Source organism: Sorangium sp. So ce131 (assembly GCF_051519095.1).
Lineage (GTDB): Bacteria > Myxococcota_A > Polyangia > Polyangiales > Polyangiaceae > Sorangium.
In genome coordinates, this window is record NZ_CP150455.1 from 7,007,382 (window position 1) to 7,023,515 (window position 16,134).

7 protein-coding genes are annotated in these 16,134 nt (G+C 71.9%); 1 reads left to right on the plus strand and 6 read right to left on the minus strand.

Annotated elements, in window-relative coordinates; genetic code table 11:
* Window positions 1–3: 3 nt before the first annotated feature.
* Window positions 4–1,812 carry a C1 family peptidase gene (locus tag WMF43_RS25580; RefSeq protein WP_437683932.1) on the minus strand — a complete coding sequence of 603 codons (1,809 nt, stop codon included), beginning with the start codon at window positions 1,810–1,812 and terminating at the stop codon, window positions 4–6.
* A gap of 469 nt (window positions 1,813–2,281) precedes the next feature.
* Between WMF43_RS25580 and WMF43_RS25585 the strand changes: the two genes are divergently transcribed.
* Complete coding sequence (locus WMF43_RS25585) at window positions 2,282–3,505, plus strand: L-dopachrome tautomerase-related protein (RefSeq protein WP_437668499.1); 1,224 nt, start codon at window positions 2,282–2,284, stop codon at window positions 3,503–3,505.
* Here the strand turns inward: WMF43_RS25585 and WMF43_RS25590 are convergent.
* From WMF43_RS25590 to WMF43_RS25610, 5 genes are all read right to left on the minus strand, one after another.
* On the minus strand, window positions 3,463–4,404 hold the full coding sequence (locus tag WMF43_RS25590; RefSeq protein WP_437668501.1) for a LysR family transcriptional regulator: 942 nt from the start codon (window positions 4,402–4,404) through the stop codon (window positions 3,463–3,465). The two genes, WMF43_RS25585 and WMF43_RS25590, sit on opposite strands and share 43 nt — an antisense overlap.
* Before the next feature lie 23 nt (window positions 4,405–4,427).
* Window positions 4,428–8,327: a protein kinase domain-containing protein gene (locus tag WMF43_RS25595; RefSeq protein WP_437668503.1), complete on the minus strand. Its 3,900-nt coding sequence runs from the start codon at window positions 8,325–8,327 to the stop codon at window positions 4,428–4,430.
* A 238-nt stretch (window positions 8,328–8,565) separates the two neighbouring features.
* Complete coding sequence (locus tag WMF43_RS25600; protein ID WP_437668505.1) at window positions 8,566–9,834, minus strand: PAS domain-containing protein; 1,269 nt, start codon at window positions 9,832–9,834, stop codon at window positions 8,566–8,568.
* Between the two features lie 2 nt (window positions 9,835–9,836).
* Entirely contained in the window at window positions 9,837–10,286 is a 450-nt protein-coding gene (locus WMF43_RS25605; RefSeq protein ID WP_437668506.1) for a response regulator, read from the minus strand.
* Window positions 10,287–10,359: 73 nt separating this feature from the next.
* A complete protein-coding gene (locus WMF43_RS25610; RefSeq protein WP_437668508.1) occupies window positions 10,360–15,318 on the minus strand; it encodes an AAA family ATPase in 4,959 nt (1,652 codons plus the stop codon).
* Between the last annotated feature and the right edge of the window lie 816 nt (window positions 15,319–16,134).

A 16,134-nucleotide genomic window follows, 5' to 3' on the forward strand; every position in this document is an offset into this window, starting at 1 on the left:
TCCTCAGACCCAGAGACCCGTCACGTTGCCGTCGCGATCGAGGTCCCAGCCGACCCGGTAGTAGCCGTGGTTCTCACCGCCGGGGTTGTCGACGTGGAACACCAAGAGCTCGGGCCGGCCGTCGCCGTTCAGATCGGCCGCGGCGATCCCGCCGCCCTGATCCTCGGCGCCGAACCAGCCGGGGATCGGGCGGACCTCGCTCCAGCCGCCGGAGACGTTCCCGTTGCTGTCGAGATCGCGGCCGATGCGGTAGTAGCCGTGGTTCTCGCCGCCGGGGTTGTCGATGTGGAACACCACCAGATCGGGGCGCCCGGTGCCGCTCACGTCCGCGATCGCGATCGCTGCGCCCTGGTTCTCGGCGCCGAACCAGCCCGGCACCGCCTTGATGTCGCTCCAGCCGCTCACGTTGCCGTCGCGATCGAGGTTCCAGCCGACGCGGTAATAGCCGTGGTTCTCGCCGCCGGGGTTGTCGGCGTGGAACACCACGAGTTCGGGCCGGCCGTCGCCGTTCAGATCGGCGATCGCGATCCCCGCGCCCTGGTTCTCGGCGCCGAACCAGCCCGGCACCGCCTTGATGTCGCTCCAGCCGCCGGTCACGTTGCCGTCTCTGTCCAGGCCGCGGCCGATGCGGAAGTAGCCATGGTTCTCGCCGCCGGGGTTGTCGACGTGGAACACCACGAGGCACCGCTGCCCGCCGAGGTCTGCCACAGCGACCCCCGCGCCCTGGTTCTCGGCGCCGAACCAGCCCGGCACCGCCTTGATGTCGCTCCAGCCGCCGGTCACGTTGCCCTTGCCGTCGAGATCGCGGCCGATGCGGTAATAGCCGTGGTTCTCGCCGCCGGGGTTGTCGATGTGGAATACCACGAGATCAGGGCGGCCGTTGCCGTTCAGATCGGCGACGGCGATGTCGGCGCCCTGATCCTCGCTGCCGAACCAGCCGGGCACCGGGCGCACGTTCGCGTAATCCGGGAGGACGACCTTCTGCGCGCCCCAGAACGGGAAGGTCGAGTCGATCCCGCACTGGCCGTAGGCGATCTTGAAGTACCCGCCCGCGCCCCAGAACGCGCCCCAGGAGTTCTTGCAGATCCAGCAGCGCTCCGACTCGGAGTAGCCCACCACGAGGACGTTGTGGAGCCCCTCCAGCTGCCCCGAGACGTGCTCGTACACGCCCGACCCGTATGAGAAGAAGTCGGTGTAGACCTCCATCACCGCGGACACGGGGCCGACGCGCGTCAGCCACTCTTTCCGGGCTGCCGCAGAGGAGAGCGTGGTCGACTCCAGCAGCTTGACCGCGCGGCGATCGCGCTCGGGGCCGATGATGCAGCGCGGACCGCCGCCGTCCTGGAACGCGCTGCTGTAGGGGAAGCACGACTCGTCCGGCACGCCGCGGCGCTTCACCTGATCCAGCGCGTCGCTCGGCCACCACCCGCCGCACGTCGCGCCGTGCGACGAGCAGAAGTGCAGGTCCGCCTCGGAGAGGTCGAGGAGCTGCCCCTTCTCGACGCCGCACATCGACTCGAGCAGCGCGACCGTGGCGAAGCTGACGCACGAGCCGCAGCCGCCTTGATCGCGCACCGACGTGACGAAGTTGCGGCCCCGTCGAGCGCGCCAGTCGACCTCCTGGTCGAAGGAGCCGAGCGTGGTCTCGGCGACCCGCGTGCGGGCCGCGAGATCGGCGGCGTTCAGGGACACCCCGAGCAGCGCGCGGCGCTGCTGGTCGTTCAGGTTGCCAAGCGGCGTCGGCTTGGCGAGCCAACGGGCGTTGCGGCTCGCGATCGTGAGCTTGAGCTGGGAGATGGACAGGGAAGGCATGAGCAACTCCTCTGGTGATGTTCGAAGGATGATTCCCGACGTCTGTTAAGCGACGAGAGGAATCGCCAGTGTCTCAGTGCAACCGGTGGGCCACCGTCGCGCTCGTGGCGCTACGCGGCTGCCCGGTGTGCTCGACGCTGGGGCGTGCCCAGAGCGGAAAGGGGCGCGGCGCTACCAGCGCCGAGCACCCCAGGGATCCAGCCGTGGCCCGCGATGGGACGGCACGCGGGCGCGCACGCGAGCCGCCCGCACGCGGAAGGGCGGCATGAGCAGGATTGGGCCTGGCCTGAACCGGGTGGCGGTGGCACCCGCGCCGGTCGTAGAGTGGATGCGACAACAGGACATGGGCGCAGAGATCTGCCGTGTCGACGATCTTCAACGAAACGCTGAAACTGTCTCCGCGTTGCGCTGCTTGTCCGCCAGGGTGCGCTCCTCAAGAATGGAGGACCACCACGACGAGGAGACAAGCATGCATCGGTTTGCCCATCTCAAGCTCAAGCTCGCGCGCCTGACCCTGACCGCGGTCGCGGCCCTTTCTGCGGCGGGCGCGGCGGCCTGCGGCGACGGCGAAAGCCCGGCGCGGCCCCCCGAGTCCACGCTCGAGGTCTACGCTCGGCTCGACGCCACCGACGTCGGCGGCGTCGGCGGCATCACCCAGATGCCCGACGGCCGGGTCATCATCGGCTTTCACCCGTTCTATGCGCCCAAGGTGCAGGTGGCGCTGCTCAACCCGGACCGGAAGTCCACCACGCCGTACCCGAGCATGGAGTGGCAGAGCTGCAAGGACGCCGACGGCAGCTGGAAATCCGACTTCGACGCCTGCCTGGACTGGGTGCTCGGCCTGCATACGGACCAGAACGGCGTCCTCTGGCTGCTTGACTCGGCCAAATCCACGGACAAGGCGGCGGGGCGCCCCGCGGGCCTCGTGCCCAAGCTCGTCGGGTGGAACACCCGCCAGGACAAGCTCGAGCGCGTCATCCCCATCTCCCCCGAAGCCACCCTCACCGAGTCGCAGCACAACGACTTCGTGGTGGACCTGAAGCACGACGTGATCGTGGTCGCCGATGAGGCCATCGGCGAAGGCTCGGGCGGCGTGGGCGACAAGGCGGCGCTCGTGGTGGTGGACCTCTCCACCGGCGAGAGCCGGCGCCTCTTGCAAGGCCATCACAGCGTGATGCCCCTGAAAGAGCCCATCCGCTGGGACGTGGGTCAACCCACGAGCGGCGCCGTCGACCTGTACGTGGGCGTGGACGGTATCGCCCTCGACACGAACAACGAGTGGCTCTACTTCGCCCCGCTCAATGCTTACAAGATGTACCGGATCCGGATGAGCGACCTCGTGGACCCGTCGCTCACCGCCGCGCAGCTCGGGGCGAAGGTGGAGACTTACGCGGACAAACCCTTCAACGGCGGCCTCTCCATCGACCAGAACGACAACCTGTACCTCACCGAGGTCGGCGGGCGCGCCGTGGGTGTCATCCCCTCCGACACCCGCAAATACGAGCGCCTGGTCAGCGACCCGGACATGGTCTGGCCGGACGGCGTCACCTACAACAGCGACGGCGCCATGTACACCGGCGCGGCGCAGCTGCCCCTCACCAGCGCGCTCCAGGCCGACGGGGTGGCCAAGAACAAGCCGCCCTACCTGGTCTATCGCTTCAAGCCCCTGGCGCCAGGCACGCCGGGCTTCTGAGGCGAAAGGTCGCGGAGCTTCGCCGCGAGGAAGTCGACCAGGGCGCGCACCCGCGCCGGCACGAAACGATGGCTCGGCAGGATGGCGTTGAGCGGATAGTGCTCACCCTGCCACCCGGGCAGCAGGCGGACCAGGCGGCCCTCGCGCAGATCGTGCACCAGATCCAGCTCGGATTTGTAGAGCAGGCCGGCGCCGGCGAGGGCCCATTGGTGGGCGATGGCCGCGTCGTCGGCGTCGCGGTCGCCGTCGACGCGCACCTCGGTCCATGCGCCGTCCTTCTCGAAGCGCCAGGCCACGTGCCGCTTGTGGTTGACGTGGAAGGTCAGGCAGTTGTGCTGGGCCAGGTCCTCGGGCGAGCGCGGCGGCTCGTGCCGCGCAAGGTACGCGGAGGAGGCGCAGAGCACGCGGCGTGTCGTGGAGAGCGCCCGGGCGACCAGCCGGGAATCGCTGAGCTCGCCGTAACGCAAGGCCACGTCCACCACGTCGCGCATCACGTCCTGCACGCGATCGGTCACGGACAGGGCCAGGCGCACGCCCGGATGGGCCGCCACGAACTCGTCGAGCCAGGGCAAGAGCACGCTGCGCGCGAGATCCGACGGCGCCGCCACGCGCACCGTGCCCACGAGCGAGCGGCGTTGCGACGCGAGCTGCGCCTCGCCTTCTTCCAGGAGCTCGAGCGCGCGGGAGGCGTAGTCGAGGAGGATCTGGCCCTCCGGCGTCAGGCGCAGCGCGCGCGTGGACCGCTCGAACAGCCGCTCGCCCAGCCGCGCCTCCAGCCGCTTCAGCATGGCGCTGGCCGCGGCCGGCGTGACGCCCAGGACCCGCGCCGCCGCCGTCAGCGTCCCGCGGCGGGCCGTCTCCACGAGCACGCGCAGATCGTCGATGTTCTCGATGTTCACGTGGATGGTCTCGCGACGCTGTCCTAGGCGAGCTCCTCCGCAAAATCGCCCAGCTCCAGCGCGGCGCGCCCCCGCGACAAGAGCTCCGCCGCCCGCCGCGCCCGCGCGAGCCGCGCCGGCTCGCCGCGCGCCGTGCTCCGCGCGAGGGCCAGCTCGGCGATCCCCTCGTCGTACGCGAGATCGAGCCGCCGCGCCGCCTCGACGCTCCGCTCCCAGAGGCGCCGCGCGCGCCGCGCGCGCCCGAGGAGCGCCTCGTGCCGGCCTCGCAGCCAGAGCGCCCGGGCCCGCTGCACCGGGAAGATCTGCGCCGACCGCTCCACCTCGAGGCAGGCGCGGGCGGCGCTCCGCTCGAGCGCCGACCGCTCGCCCGCCGCCGCGCCCTCCCAGAGCTCCAGGAACACCTCGGCCACGAAGTTGTAAGCTATAATACAATAAAAAGAGATCGGCTTGCCCTCGCAGATCGCGGCGAGCCCGCGCTCCGCGACCGCCCGCGCGCGGCGGGCGTCGCCGCTCCGCAGGTGCGCGAGCGACAGCACCCCGAGCGCGATGATCTGCTCGGGGCGACCGAGCTTCTGCGACAGGAGCGCCTCCGCCTTCTGCGCCGCCGCGAGCGCGCGCTCCCACTGCCCGAGGTGCAGGCACGCCTGGGCCACGCCCGCCGCGCCCCACACCTGCGTCTGCGGATCGCCGCGCTGCGCCGAGTCGTACGTGCGCTGCGACGTGTCGCGCGCCCGCGCGAAGTCGCCGTGCAGGCAGTAGGCCGTGCCGAGCACCCCCTGCGCCTCCTCGATGCGCCTCGGGAAGCCGATCTCCTTCGCCATCCGGAGCGCCCTCTCGCCGAGATCGAACGCGACGTCCCACCGGCCGACGCCGGACGCGTACCCGCCCGCCAGCACGTACACCCAGCTCCGCACCGCCGGATCGGCGACCCCCGCGAGGACCTCGTGCGCCTTGCGGCCGTAGGTCTCGGCCAGGGAAAACCACGGGATCAAGCCCACCGTGAGGTGCGCGCTGCCGTAAGCGAGCCCGAGCTCCGGCGACGGGCCGGCGCGCTCGGCCAGGTTCAGGTTCGCGAGCGTGGCGTAGAGGATGCGCAGCAGATCACCCGTCACGTAGTACGAGACCGGCACGAGCAGGTCGTACGCGCGCGCCGCCTCCAGGAGCACCGCCCGCCGCTCCGCCGCGACCCCGTCCGGCCGCGGCTCGAGGGCGCGGTGCCGGGCCTGCGTCAGCGCCTGGCCCGCGAACGCGAGGGCGAGGTGCCACGTCCGCGCGGGCATCGGCTCGCCGAGCAGCGCCACGGCCCGGAGCAGGTGCGCCTGGCTCTCGACCAGCTGCCCGAGGCCGAGGTGCGCGTTCCCGAGCTGCCGCTCCCACGTCGCCCGCCGCAGCGGGTCGACGCGCCGCCCGCCCTGGTCGTCGAGCGAGAGCGCCTCGGTGAAGCACCGGACCACCTCGCGGTTCGCGAAGGTCCGCTGGGCCTGCACGCCGGCCTTCTCCAGGTACTCGATCGCCTTCGGCAGATCGCGCGCCGCCGTGAAGTGGTGCGCCAGCTCGGAGTAGAGCAGCGAGAAGCCCTGATCGCCGGCGAAGCGCGCCTCGATCGCGAGCGCCGCGGCGCGGTGCAGCGCCGCGCGCCGCGCCTCGCCAACGCGCTCGTAGGCGAACTCGCGCAGCTTGTCGTGCACGAACCGGAACCGACCCGCCTGCGGCTCCTCGATGACCTGGCGGTTCAGGAGCTCCTTCACGAGCGGGAGCGCCTCGCGCTGCGAGAGGCCGGCCACCGCCGCGAGGATCTCCCCGTCGACCTCGCGGCCCAGCACCGCGGCGACGTCGACCAGGCCGCGCGCCGCCTCGGACAGGCCGTCGAGCCGCCGGCCGACGAGCTCGCGCAGCGAGCTGGGCAGCGGCAGCGCGCGCTCGATGTCCTGCGCCGACTCCGCGGCGACCGCCAGCCGGAACGCGCCGTGCTCGCGGCGGAGCAGCCCCTCGGCCACCGCGGCCCGCAGGTACTCGGCGGCGAAGAACGGGTTGCCCGAGGAGCGCCGCGCGAGCAGGCGCACGAGCGCCTCGGGCGGCCTCGGCATGCCCAGCATGTCGCCCACGAGCACGCCGATCGTCCCCTCGTCGAGCCGGCCGAGCTCCACGCGCTCGACGCCGTCCCCCGCGATCACCTCGCCCAGGCCGTCACCCACCTCCTCCGCCCGGTAGGTGCCGAGCAGGAGCAGCGGGCGGCCCTCGAAATACGACGGGCCGAGCGAGCCGAGGAAGCTCAGCGAGAGCTCGTCGGCCCACTGGAGGTCGTCCAGGATGAGCAGGAGCGGCTGGTCCTCGGCGAGCGCCGCCAGCGTCTCGCCGAGGGCGTTGAGGAGGCGGAGCCGGGCCGCCTCGGCGGGCACCTCGGGCGGCTCCGGCTGCGCCTCGTGGCCGGGGACGTGGCGGAGCAGCGGCTCGTAGGCGGCGAGCACCTTGGCGCGGCCGCCGAGCAGCACCTCGGTGAGCTCCTCCCCGCCCTCCCGGCAGAGGTCGGCGACCGCCTCGAACAGCCGCCGGAACGGGTGGAGCGGCGCCGCGCGCGCGTCGCGGCCGGCGCGGGCGTCCACCGTCGCGAACGGGACACACTCGCCCGCGATGACGCGCATCCCGCGCAGCGCGGCCTCGCGCGCGATCGCCGCGGCGAGGTACGTCTTGCCGACGCCGCTCTCGCCGCCCACGAGCACGCAGCGCCCGTGCCCCCGCAGGCCGCGGGCGATGTGCTCGCAGAAGGCGCCGAGCGCCTCCTGCCGCCCCGCGAGCCCGGGGCGGTACAGGCACGCCCGCGGCGCCTCGCCGCGGCGCGGGCTGACGGGCGGGGCGCCCAGGATCTGCCCGAGCCGCTGCGCGACGTCCTCCGCGTGGCCGAGGCGGTGGCGCGGCTCCTTCTCGAGCAGGTGGAGGACCAGCGCGTCGAGCTCCGCGGGCACGCCGTCGACGAGCATCGACGGCGGCACCGGGGCCATCGTGAGGTGCTCGAGCAGCACGCCGTTCCTCGACGAATTGACGAACGGCGGCCTGCTCGTCACGACCTCGTAGAGGATGCAGCCGAGCGCGTAGAGATCGCTCCGGGCGTCCAGGATCTGCCCGCGGATCTGCTCCGGCGACATGTACGTGACCGTCCCGATCACCGGCCCGGCGACGTCGATCACCTCGCGCCCGACCGCGCCGGCGCACCGGAACACGAGCCCGAAGTCGACCAGCACCGGCGCGCCGCCCTCGCGGATGAAGATGTTCGCCGGCTTGAGATCCCGGTGGACGATGCCGGCGCCGTGCAGGAACGAGAGCGGCTCGCAGACCTCGCGGATCAGCGCGAGCGCCTCGGTCAGCTTCCCGCCGGCAGCCGGATAACGCCACCGCGGCGCGCGCGGCGGCTCGGAGGGCGCGCGGCCGTCCCTCGGCGCCGGCCGCTGCCTGGCCGGGTGGCCCGGCGTGCCGAGCGGGAGCGTCGGCTGCACGTCGCGCGGCAGCTCGTGGTTCACGCGGCGCGTGCTCGCGTCGATGGGGCACCTCGGGGAGTCCGCGGCCGGCTCGACGGGCACCGTGGGCAGCGCGGCCGCGGCGCCGGGCGCCTCCGGCCGCGGCGCCATCGCCCACAGCGCCTGGTGGTGGTCGTCGAGCGTGCGCCCCACGAGCCGCTCCATCGCGTACCACGGCAGGCCGCCGTCGATGCCCTCGTCGAGGATGCGCACGATCCCCGGGTGGCGCACGCGCGTGAGCGCGTCGATCTCGCAGCGCAGCCCGGCGACGCCGCAGCCGTAGGGCACACGCGCCGTCTTGACCGCGACCTTCTCGCCGGTCTCGACGTGCTCGGCCCAGTAGACAATGCCCATCCCCCCCTGGCCGAGCTGCCCCAGGATCCGGTAGGGCCCGATCTGCGCTGGTGTCACGCTTCAGTCTCCGGGAACCGTGGAAGAGGCCTCCGTCACCGCGCTCCGAGGCGGGTCATCGGCCCGGCCAGGCGGAGCACGCCGCCGTACCGGGTGCGCTATCGTACGTCGTACCCGCCGGTCCTGCGCCTTCCAAGGAGAATCGTTCACCCGGGTTGGCCGCGCTACAGCGCCACGGCGCCCCCGGGGCGTGCCGGCGGCGCGGGGCCCTGGCGCCGCCGGGAGGGCCCGGCGGCCCTCAGGGCAATCGCCGGATCGCCGCGACGGCGCGCGCGCCGCGCTCGCCGCCCGCGTCGGCCGCGCCGACCGCGCCGCCGCCGGCGCGGATGCACCGGACCAGCGCCTGCCGCAGGTTGCCGAGCGTCGTGATCGACGACAGGTCGATCCCGCGCGCCACCATGGCGCTCGCCGCCTGGGGCTGGATCCCCACGACGATGCAGTGCGCCCCGAGGAGCCGGAGGGCGCGGACGATCCGGACGAGCTGCTCGGCCGTGTCCGCCTCCATGGAGGCGACGCCCGTCACGTCGACGATCACGTGGCGGCACTGCGCGCGCGTCACGGCCGCGAGCAGCGCGTCCAGGATCGCCTCCGCGCGCTCGCCGTCGAGCGCGCCGAGCACGGGCACGGTCAGGACCCCCTCCCACACCTCGATGACCGGCGCGGAGAGCAGGCGGATCGCCTCCTGCTGCCGGCGGATGAGCTCGAGCTGTGAAAGGAGCGCCGCCTCGGCGTTCTTGCGCGTCGTGAGGTCGCTCAGCGAGCCGGCGATGCGGGTGGGCCGCCCGGCGGCGTCCCAGAGGGCCTGTCCCCGCGCGCAGAACCAGCGGTGCTCCCCCTGCTTCGTCGCGAGGCGGAGCTCCACGTCGAACGGCGCCTGTCGCTCCAAGTGGTCCCGGAGCGCCGCCCGCGCGCGCTCGCGGTCGCCCTCGTGGATCTGGGCGGCGAAGCCCTCGACCCCGCGGAGCTCGTGCTCCTCGAACCCGAGCATCTCCTTGAGCCGACCCGAGGTATAGAGCTCTCCGGTCGCCAGGTTCCAGTCCCAGAGCCCGTCGCGCGAGCCGCGGACCGCGAGCGCGAACCGCTCCTCGCTCTCCTTCAGCGCCCGCTCCGCCTCGCGGCGGCGCCGCCGCTCCTCCACGTCGCGCAGCGCGCGATCCACCGCGGGGGCGACGCGCGACATGTCGTCCTTGAGGACGTAATCGCTCGCCCCCGCCTGCATGGCGGAGGCGACGAGCTCCGGGCCGATGTTCCCCGAGACGATGATGAACGGGAGATCGAGATCCCGCTCCCGCAGCACCCTGAGCGCCCCGAGCGCGCTGAAGAGCGGCATGCGGTGATCCGAGAAGACGATATCCCACCGCGCCCGATCGAGCGCCGCCTGCATGCCCTCGGCCGTCTCCACCCGCTCGGACGTCGGCGCGTACCCCGACCGCTTGAGGCAGCGCACGAGCAGCGCCGCGTCCTCCGCGGAGTCTTCGACCAGGAGAACCCGAAGCGGAGCGTCCATGCTCAGGAGCTCGCCGGGACCGGCGGGCGCTCGGTGATGTCCCAGTACGTGTGCAGGATGCGCATCGTCTCGGTGAAATCGATGAGATCGACGCGCTTGCGGATATAGCTGTTGGCGCCGGTGTCGTAGCAGGCGCCGACGTCCGAGAGCTCGTCGGAGGAGCTCAGGATGATGACCGGGAGGCGGCGGGTGCGCTCCTCGGCGCGGATGCGCCGCAGCACGCCGAGGCCGTCGACGCCGGGCATCCTCAGGTCCAGGAGGACGATCCAGGGCAGCTGCTCATCGCCCTTGCGCCCCTCGTCCTCCGCCGCGCCGAGGAGCATGTCGAGCGCCTCGTACCCGCTGTGCGCCACCATCATGTCGGCCTTGATCCCGCTCTTCTTGATCGCGCGCATGGTCAGCGCCATCTCCGCGTCGCTGTCGTCCACGATCAGAATCGACTTCTTGTTCATTCAGCTCGCTCCATCCTCGCTATGTCGTGAGATCGCATCAGGGCGTGAATCAGAGTTTGAATCAGAGCGTAAATCAGAGCGTAAAATAAAACGTCGCCCCCTTCCCCACGGCGCTCTCGGCCCAGACGCGCCCGCCGTGCCGATCGACGACGCGCTGGACGGTCGCGAGCCCGATGCCGGTGCCGGGGAAATCCGAGGTCGTGTGCAAGCGCTCGAAGGCGGTGAACAGCTTGTCCGCCCGGCTCATGTCGAACCCCGCGCCGTCGTCGCGCACGAAGTACGCCGTGCGCCCGGCGGCCTGCTCGGCGCCGAACTCGATCCGGGCCACGGGGCGCTTGCTCGTGAACTTCCACGCGTTGCCGAGGAGGTTCTGGAGCGCGATCCGGAGGAGCCGCTCGTCGCCGCTCGCGGACAGCCCCTCGGCGACGACGATCTCCGCGCGGCGGCCCTGGTCCTCCTTGCGGAGCTCGGACAGGATCTCGCGCGCCATCCCGCTCAGGTCCACCTTCCGGCGCTCCATCGCGCTCCGCGTCACCCGGGAGAGGTTCATCATGTCGTCGATCAACGTCCCCATCTTCCGGCTCGCCGCGCGGATGTGGTTCAGGTAGCCCCTGCCCTCCTCGTTCAGCTGATCGCCGTAGTCCTCGAGCAGCGCCATGCTGAAGCCGTTGATCGTCCGGAGCGGCGCCCTGAGGTCGTGGGAGACCGAGGAGCTGAAGGCCTCGAGCTCCCGGTTGGCGGCCGACAGCTGCGCCGTCCGGTCGAGCACGCGCAGCTCCAGCTCCTCGTTGAGCTTGCGCGTCTCCGCCTCGGCCCGCTTCCGCTCGGCGTTCTCCTGCGACAGGTTCGTGTAGAGCGTCGCGTTCTCGAGCGAGATCGCCGCCTGGGACGCGAGGATCCCCAGCACGGTCACGCGATCGGGCGTGAACGCGCCCGCCGTCAGGTTGTTCTCGAGGTACACGGCGCCCATGAACTCCCCCTGCCGCACGAGCGGCAGGCACAGCACCGAGCGCGGCTTCCTCCGGGCGACGTACGGGCTCGCCGAGAACCTCGCGTCCGCCGCCGCATCGTCGAGCAGCACCTGCTCCCGCGTGCGCTTGACGTAGTTGAGGATCGCCTCCGGCAGCTCCGCCGCGGCGGCCGGCTCGCCGCGGTGGCGCACCTCGATGTCCCGGCCCGCGCCGCCCACCTCCGCCTCGGCCTCGACGACGAACGCGCCGCCGCCGCCCTCGGCGGCCCGGTGCCGGAGCAGGCAGCCTCGCTCGGCGCCCGCCGTCTCGAGCACGATCCTGACCAACGTCTCCGAGAGCCTCGGCAGGAGGATCTCGCTCGAGATGCTCTGGGACGCCTTCGCGACCGAGAGGATGTCGATCTGCTGCGGCGTGGCGGCGAACGTGGCCGTCGCGGCCGGCGCCTTGTGCTCGGCGAGCTCGGGGTGGAGCTGCTCGAGCTGCCGCACCTTGGCCTCGGCCCCCCAGCGCCCGTAGCAGGCGTGCGCCTCCCGGAGGTGCCCCTTCGCCGCCGTGAAGAGCCCCCGGCCGAGGTAGAACCTCGCGGCCAGCTCGTGGCCGAGGGCCTCGTGCTGGACGAAGCCCCCCGCGCGCGCCGCGCCGATGGCCTCCTCGTAAAGCTCGCTCGCCGCGAGCGCCTTGCCCTCGATCCGGGCGATCTCGGCGGACACGAGCGCCTCGCTCGCGCCGAAGGTCCGCGGGCAGCTCTCCGCCCACTCCTTGAGCTGGGCCCGGTGGGCGGAGAGCCGGTCGGCGTGCTCCCGCCGCTCCTCCGGGGACGCCTTCGCGTGCGCGGCCGCGAGGAGGAGCGCCGAGTAGAGGTGGTAATCGTGAATCTGAAAGTGGCACGGCGGCGAGGCCCAGAGCATGCTGCGCGCCTTCTCCGCCGCCGAGAGGGCCTGGTCGAGATCTCCGCTCGTGAACCTCGACTGCATCTTCAGGATCCAGTACCAGAAGACCATCCCGGGCATGCGATCGGGGGTTAAGCCCGCCTCGAAGGCCCCTTCGTCGAACTGGTCGTCGCTGAACGTGGACAGGCCGCGCGAGAGCCCCCTCAGGCTCTGCACGTAGCGCTGGATGTTCTCGATGATGTCGACGAGGTAATGGAGGCGGGCCGCGCGCACGAAGGCGAGGCGCCGCTCCGCCTCCTCGTGGACCTCCTTCAGCGGCGTTCCCTGGGCCAGGACGAGGGCGACGACGTGGTTGCAGCAGTAGCCGGCCACCGAGAGGTCGCCCCGCTCGACCCCGGCGAGGAAGCCCGCCTTGGCGAGCTCGACGGCCTTGTCCAGGTCGTCGACCCAGGCGGTGATGAGCTCGAGAGAATAATAGAGCTTGGCCTCGTACGCGGCGAAGCCGTGCCTCGCCACGAGCTCGCGCGCGAGCTTCCCGAAGCGGTAGCCCTCCTCGTACTGATGGAAGGTGTTGATCAGCGTGATGCCCCACCAGGCATAGGCCATGGTCGCGGCGTCCACGTTCCCGTGCTCGAGGCAGAGGTTGACCATGCGCCCGAGGTGGAGCGCGACGAGGTTCGCGTCGCTGCTGAGCGCGGGCGCCCAGAAGACCCCGAGGATGCGCATCGCCGCCTTCATGTCGGGGTCGGTCATGAGCGGCAGATCGACCAGCGCCTCGACGGGCCGCCCGCCCAGGTTGCGCCGCACCTCGTCGTGCTCGGCCTGCACCTGCTCCCACGAGGGGTGCGGCGACAGGTCGATGCCGAACAGGCGGAGCCCCTCGATCCCGGCCTCGACGGACCTCTGCACCTCCCCCTTGCTGAAGTGGAGCTCGACCTTCATCCGGTAGACGGACGCCTTGTCGATCCTGCTCTCGCACCGGTCGAGCAGGAGCAGGAGCAGCCGCTCTGCCTCCTCGTACCGCGCGCACAGCTGCTCGCTCTCCGCCAGCTCGGCGTGGAGCGCCACCGCGAGGTCGTGGTCCGTCTGCCAGCTGTGCTCCCCGAGCTGCTCTATCCCGAGCGACAGGAAACGCGCGGCGGCCTGCCAGGCGGCGGACGCCTTGGCCCTCTTCCCGGCCTCCAGGTTCAGCTCCGCGAGCCGGCGCCTCTCGGCGGGATCCGTGATGCCCGCCGCGCCGAGGTTGAGCTGGCTCACGACCTCGAAGACGCGCTCGCCGACGCTCCCCGGCGGCGTGTGCGCGAGGAGCGCGCGCCCGATGCGGAGGTGCAGGGCGCCCCGCGCCTCGGCGTCGATGAGCGAGTACCCCGCCTGCCGCACGCGGTCGTGCAGAAACTGGTACGTATCGCCGTCCGAGAGCAAGAACCCTTCTTTGACCGACTCCCACAGGCGTCGGCGGGTCTCGGCCTCGGTGCGGCCGCTGAGCGCCGCGAGGGTGTGGAGCTCGGCCTGGTCCCCGAGGCAGGCGGCGAGCTCGATGATCTCCTGGGTCTCCTGCGGGAGCAGCTTCAGCCGGTCGATGAGGAGCTCGACCACGTTGTCGGTGAAGCGCTTGTCCTGGATCCTCGCGAGATCCCAGCGCCAGGCCGCGGCGTGGGCGTCGTAGGTGATGAGCTGCTCGTGGTGGAGCCGCATCAGGAACTGGATCGCGAAGAACGGGTTCCCGGCGGTCTTCTCCTGGACCAGGCGCGCGAGCGGCGCCGCCTCCTCGGGGCGTTCGTGGAGCGCGCCGGCGACGAGGCGGCCGAGGTGCTCGGCCGAGAGCGGGCCGAGCACGATGGAGCGGACCTCGGCGCCCGCCTTGCGCGCGTCGTCGAGCGCCAGCATCAGCGGGTGGGATGGGCTCACCTCGTTGTCGCGGTACGCCCCGATGAGGAGGACGTGCCTCACCTCGTGGTGGCCCGCGAGGTGCGCGATCAGCCCGAGGCTCGCGGCGTCGGCCCACTGGAGATCGTCGAGGAAGATCACGACCGGCCGCTCGGCGGTCGAGAGGGCGCCGAGGAACTGCCGGAAGGCGAGGTTCTGGCGGTTCTGCGCGTCGGCGGGCGCGAGCTCGGGGACGGGCGCCTGCTTGCCGAGGATGAGCTCGACCTCCGGGATCATGTCCACCATGAGCTGGCCGTTCGCGCCGAGCGCGGATTTGAGCGCCTGTCGCGCGGCGGAGAGCTCCTCCTCGCTCGCGGTCAGGATCTCGAGGACCAGCTGGCGCAGCGCCTGGACGAAGGTCGCATAAGGGATGTTGCGCTTGTACTGATCGAACTTGCCCGAGACGAACGCTCCCCGGCCGCGGACGATCGGCTTGTGCAGCTCGTGGACGAGCGCGGACTTGCCGATCCCGGAGTAGCCCGAGACGAGCACGATCTCCGTCCTGCCGTGGCGGACCACGCGCTCGAACGCGTCGGTCAGCGCCTGGCACTCGGCCTCCCGTCCGTAGAGCCGCTGCGGGATCTGGAAGCGATCCGGCACGTCGCGCGCGCCGAGCGGAAACGGCTCGATCTTCCCCGCGGAGAGCCAGCGCGCGAGGCAGAGCTCGAGATCGATCTGGAGGCCGTGGGCGCTCTGGTACCGGTCCTCGGCCGACTTGGCGAGGAGCTTCATCACGAGGTCGGACACGGGCCCTGGGATCGCCGGCCGGAGCTCGGCGGGAGGCGGCGGGACGCGGGCGATGTGGCAGTGCACCCACTCCAGCGGATCACTCGCCTGGAAGGGCAGCTTGCCGGTGAGCATCTCGTAAAAGGTGACGCCGAGCGAGTAGAGGTCGCTCCGGTCGTCGACCCAGCGGTTCATCCGCCCGGTCTGCTCGGGGGACATGTAGGCGAGGGTGCCTTCGATGACGCCCGGGCGCCTGAGCGCGGGCTGCTCGCGGGGCACGCGCACCGCGAGGCTCATGTCGGTGATGCGCGCCTCGCCCGTCTCGCCGTCGAGCAGGATGCTTTGCGGCTTGATGTTCTTGTGGATCATGCCGCCCCGGTGCATCTCCGCGAGGGCGCCGGCGATGCGGGCGGCGCACCTCAGGAACACCGCGACGTCCATCGGTTCTCGACAGAGCTTGTCGAGCGGCTGGCCGCGGAAGTCGTTCACCGGTGGATTGGACACGATCTGCATTGACATAGAGCTCCGTGCTGTGATGGAGGCTCGGCGCGCCGCTCGGGGCGGCCTCGACGACCGGGCCCGGGGCGCAAGGGGGCCCTTCGCGCCGATCGACGCGCCTGTCCTTACGTTCTCACCCCGGGCGCCGGTCGACGATCGACGCCTCGGGCGCACGCCCGCGCGTGCGGCCCCGGCGGTCGCGCCGGAATCGCCGGACAATCGTCCTCTTGAACCAAGACCGCTCGCGCGATGGCCTGGACTCTCTCGTTCCTCGCCATTCGCCATGTGGCATTCATGGCTGCGCCCGAGGGCGCTCTGCTCGTCGCTCCCCCTGATTCCCCCTCTCTCATGGAGCCGATGGCGCCGGCGACGCTCGGGGCGATCCCATCACGCCCACGCCGGCGGGCCTCGTCGGCAGCTCGGCGGCGTTCTTATCCGCCCGCTCGAAGGCTGCCTTCGAGGCCGTGCTCCCGCCCGAGCCCTCTCCCCGTCTCTCCCCTCTCCGCGGCGGTTCCCGCCTTGGACAAAGGCTACACTACGAAGTCCTGAAGGACTCATCAAGAGGGATGTTGATGTCGCGCGGCGCGAAGACATGAGGCGATGAGGTGTGCTTGGAGGCGCCGCTCGCCGCAGCACTCTTGTGCTCGGTCGCTGCGCGCCGCGCGTGTCGTCGCCCGGCCGTCTAGCTGCTACCTGGCGCGCCTCGAGAGCGCTCGAGAGAGAGAGCGCGCGGCGAAGGCTCGCCATCGCCCCGGCGCCGCTGGTCGCGCCGAGCGCCGCGGCGAGCGACCGCGCGCTGCGCCGGGGCGCCGGCCGCGCCCGTGAGCCCTGTCCAGG

What these genes read in the sequence shown, in the direction of transcription:
- WMF43_RS25580 (WP_437683932.1), bottom strand. Translation starts at nt 1,812, where the DNA reads ATGCCTTCCCTGTCCATCTCCCAGCTCAAGCTCACGATCGCGAGCCGC.
- WMF43_RS25585 (WP_437668499.1), top strand. Translation starts at nt 2,282, where the DNA reads ATGCATCGGTTTGCCCATCTCAAGCTCAAGCTCGCGCGCCTGACCCTG.
- WMF43_RS25600 (WP_437668505.1), bottom strand. Translation starts at nt 9,834, where the DNA reads ATGGACGCTCCGCTTCGGGTTCTCCTGGTCGAAGACTCCGCGGAGGAC.
- WMF43_RS25610 (WP_437668508.1), bottom strand. Translation starts at nt 15,318, where the DNA reads ATGTCAATGCAGATCGTGTCCAATCCACCGGTGAACGACTTCCGCGGC.
- WMF43_RS25605 (WP_437668506.1), bottom strand. Translation starts at nt 10,286, where the DNA reads ATGAACAAGAAGTCGATTCTGATCGTGGACGACAGCGACGCGGAGATG.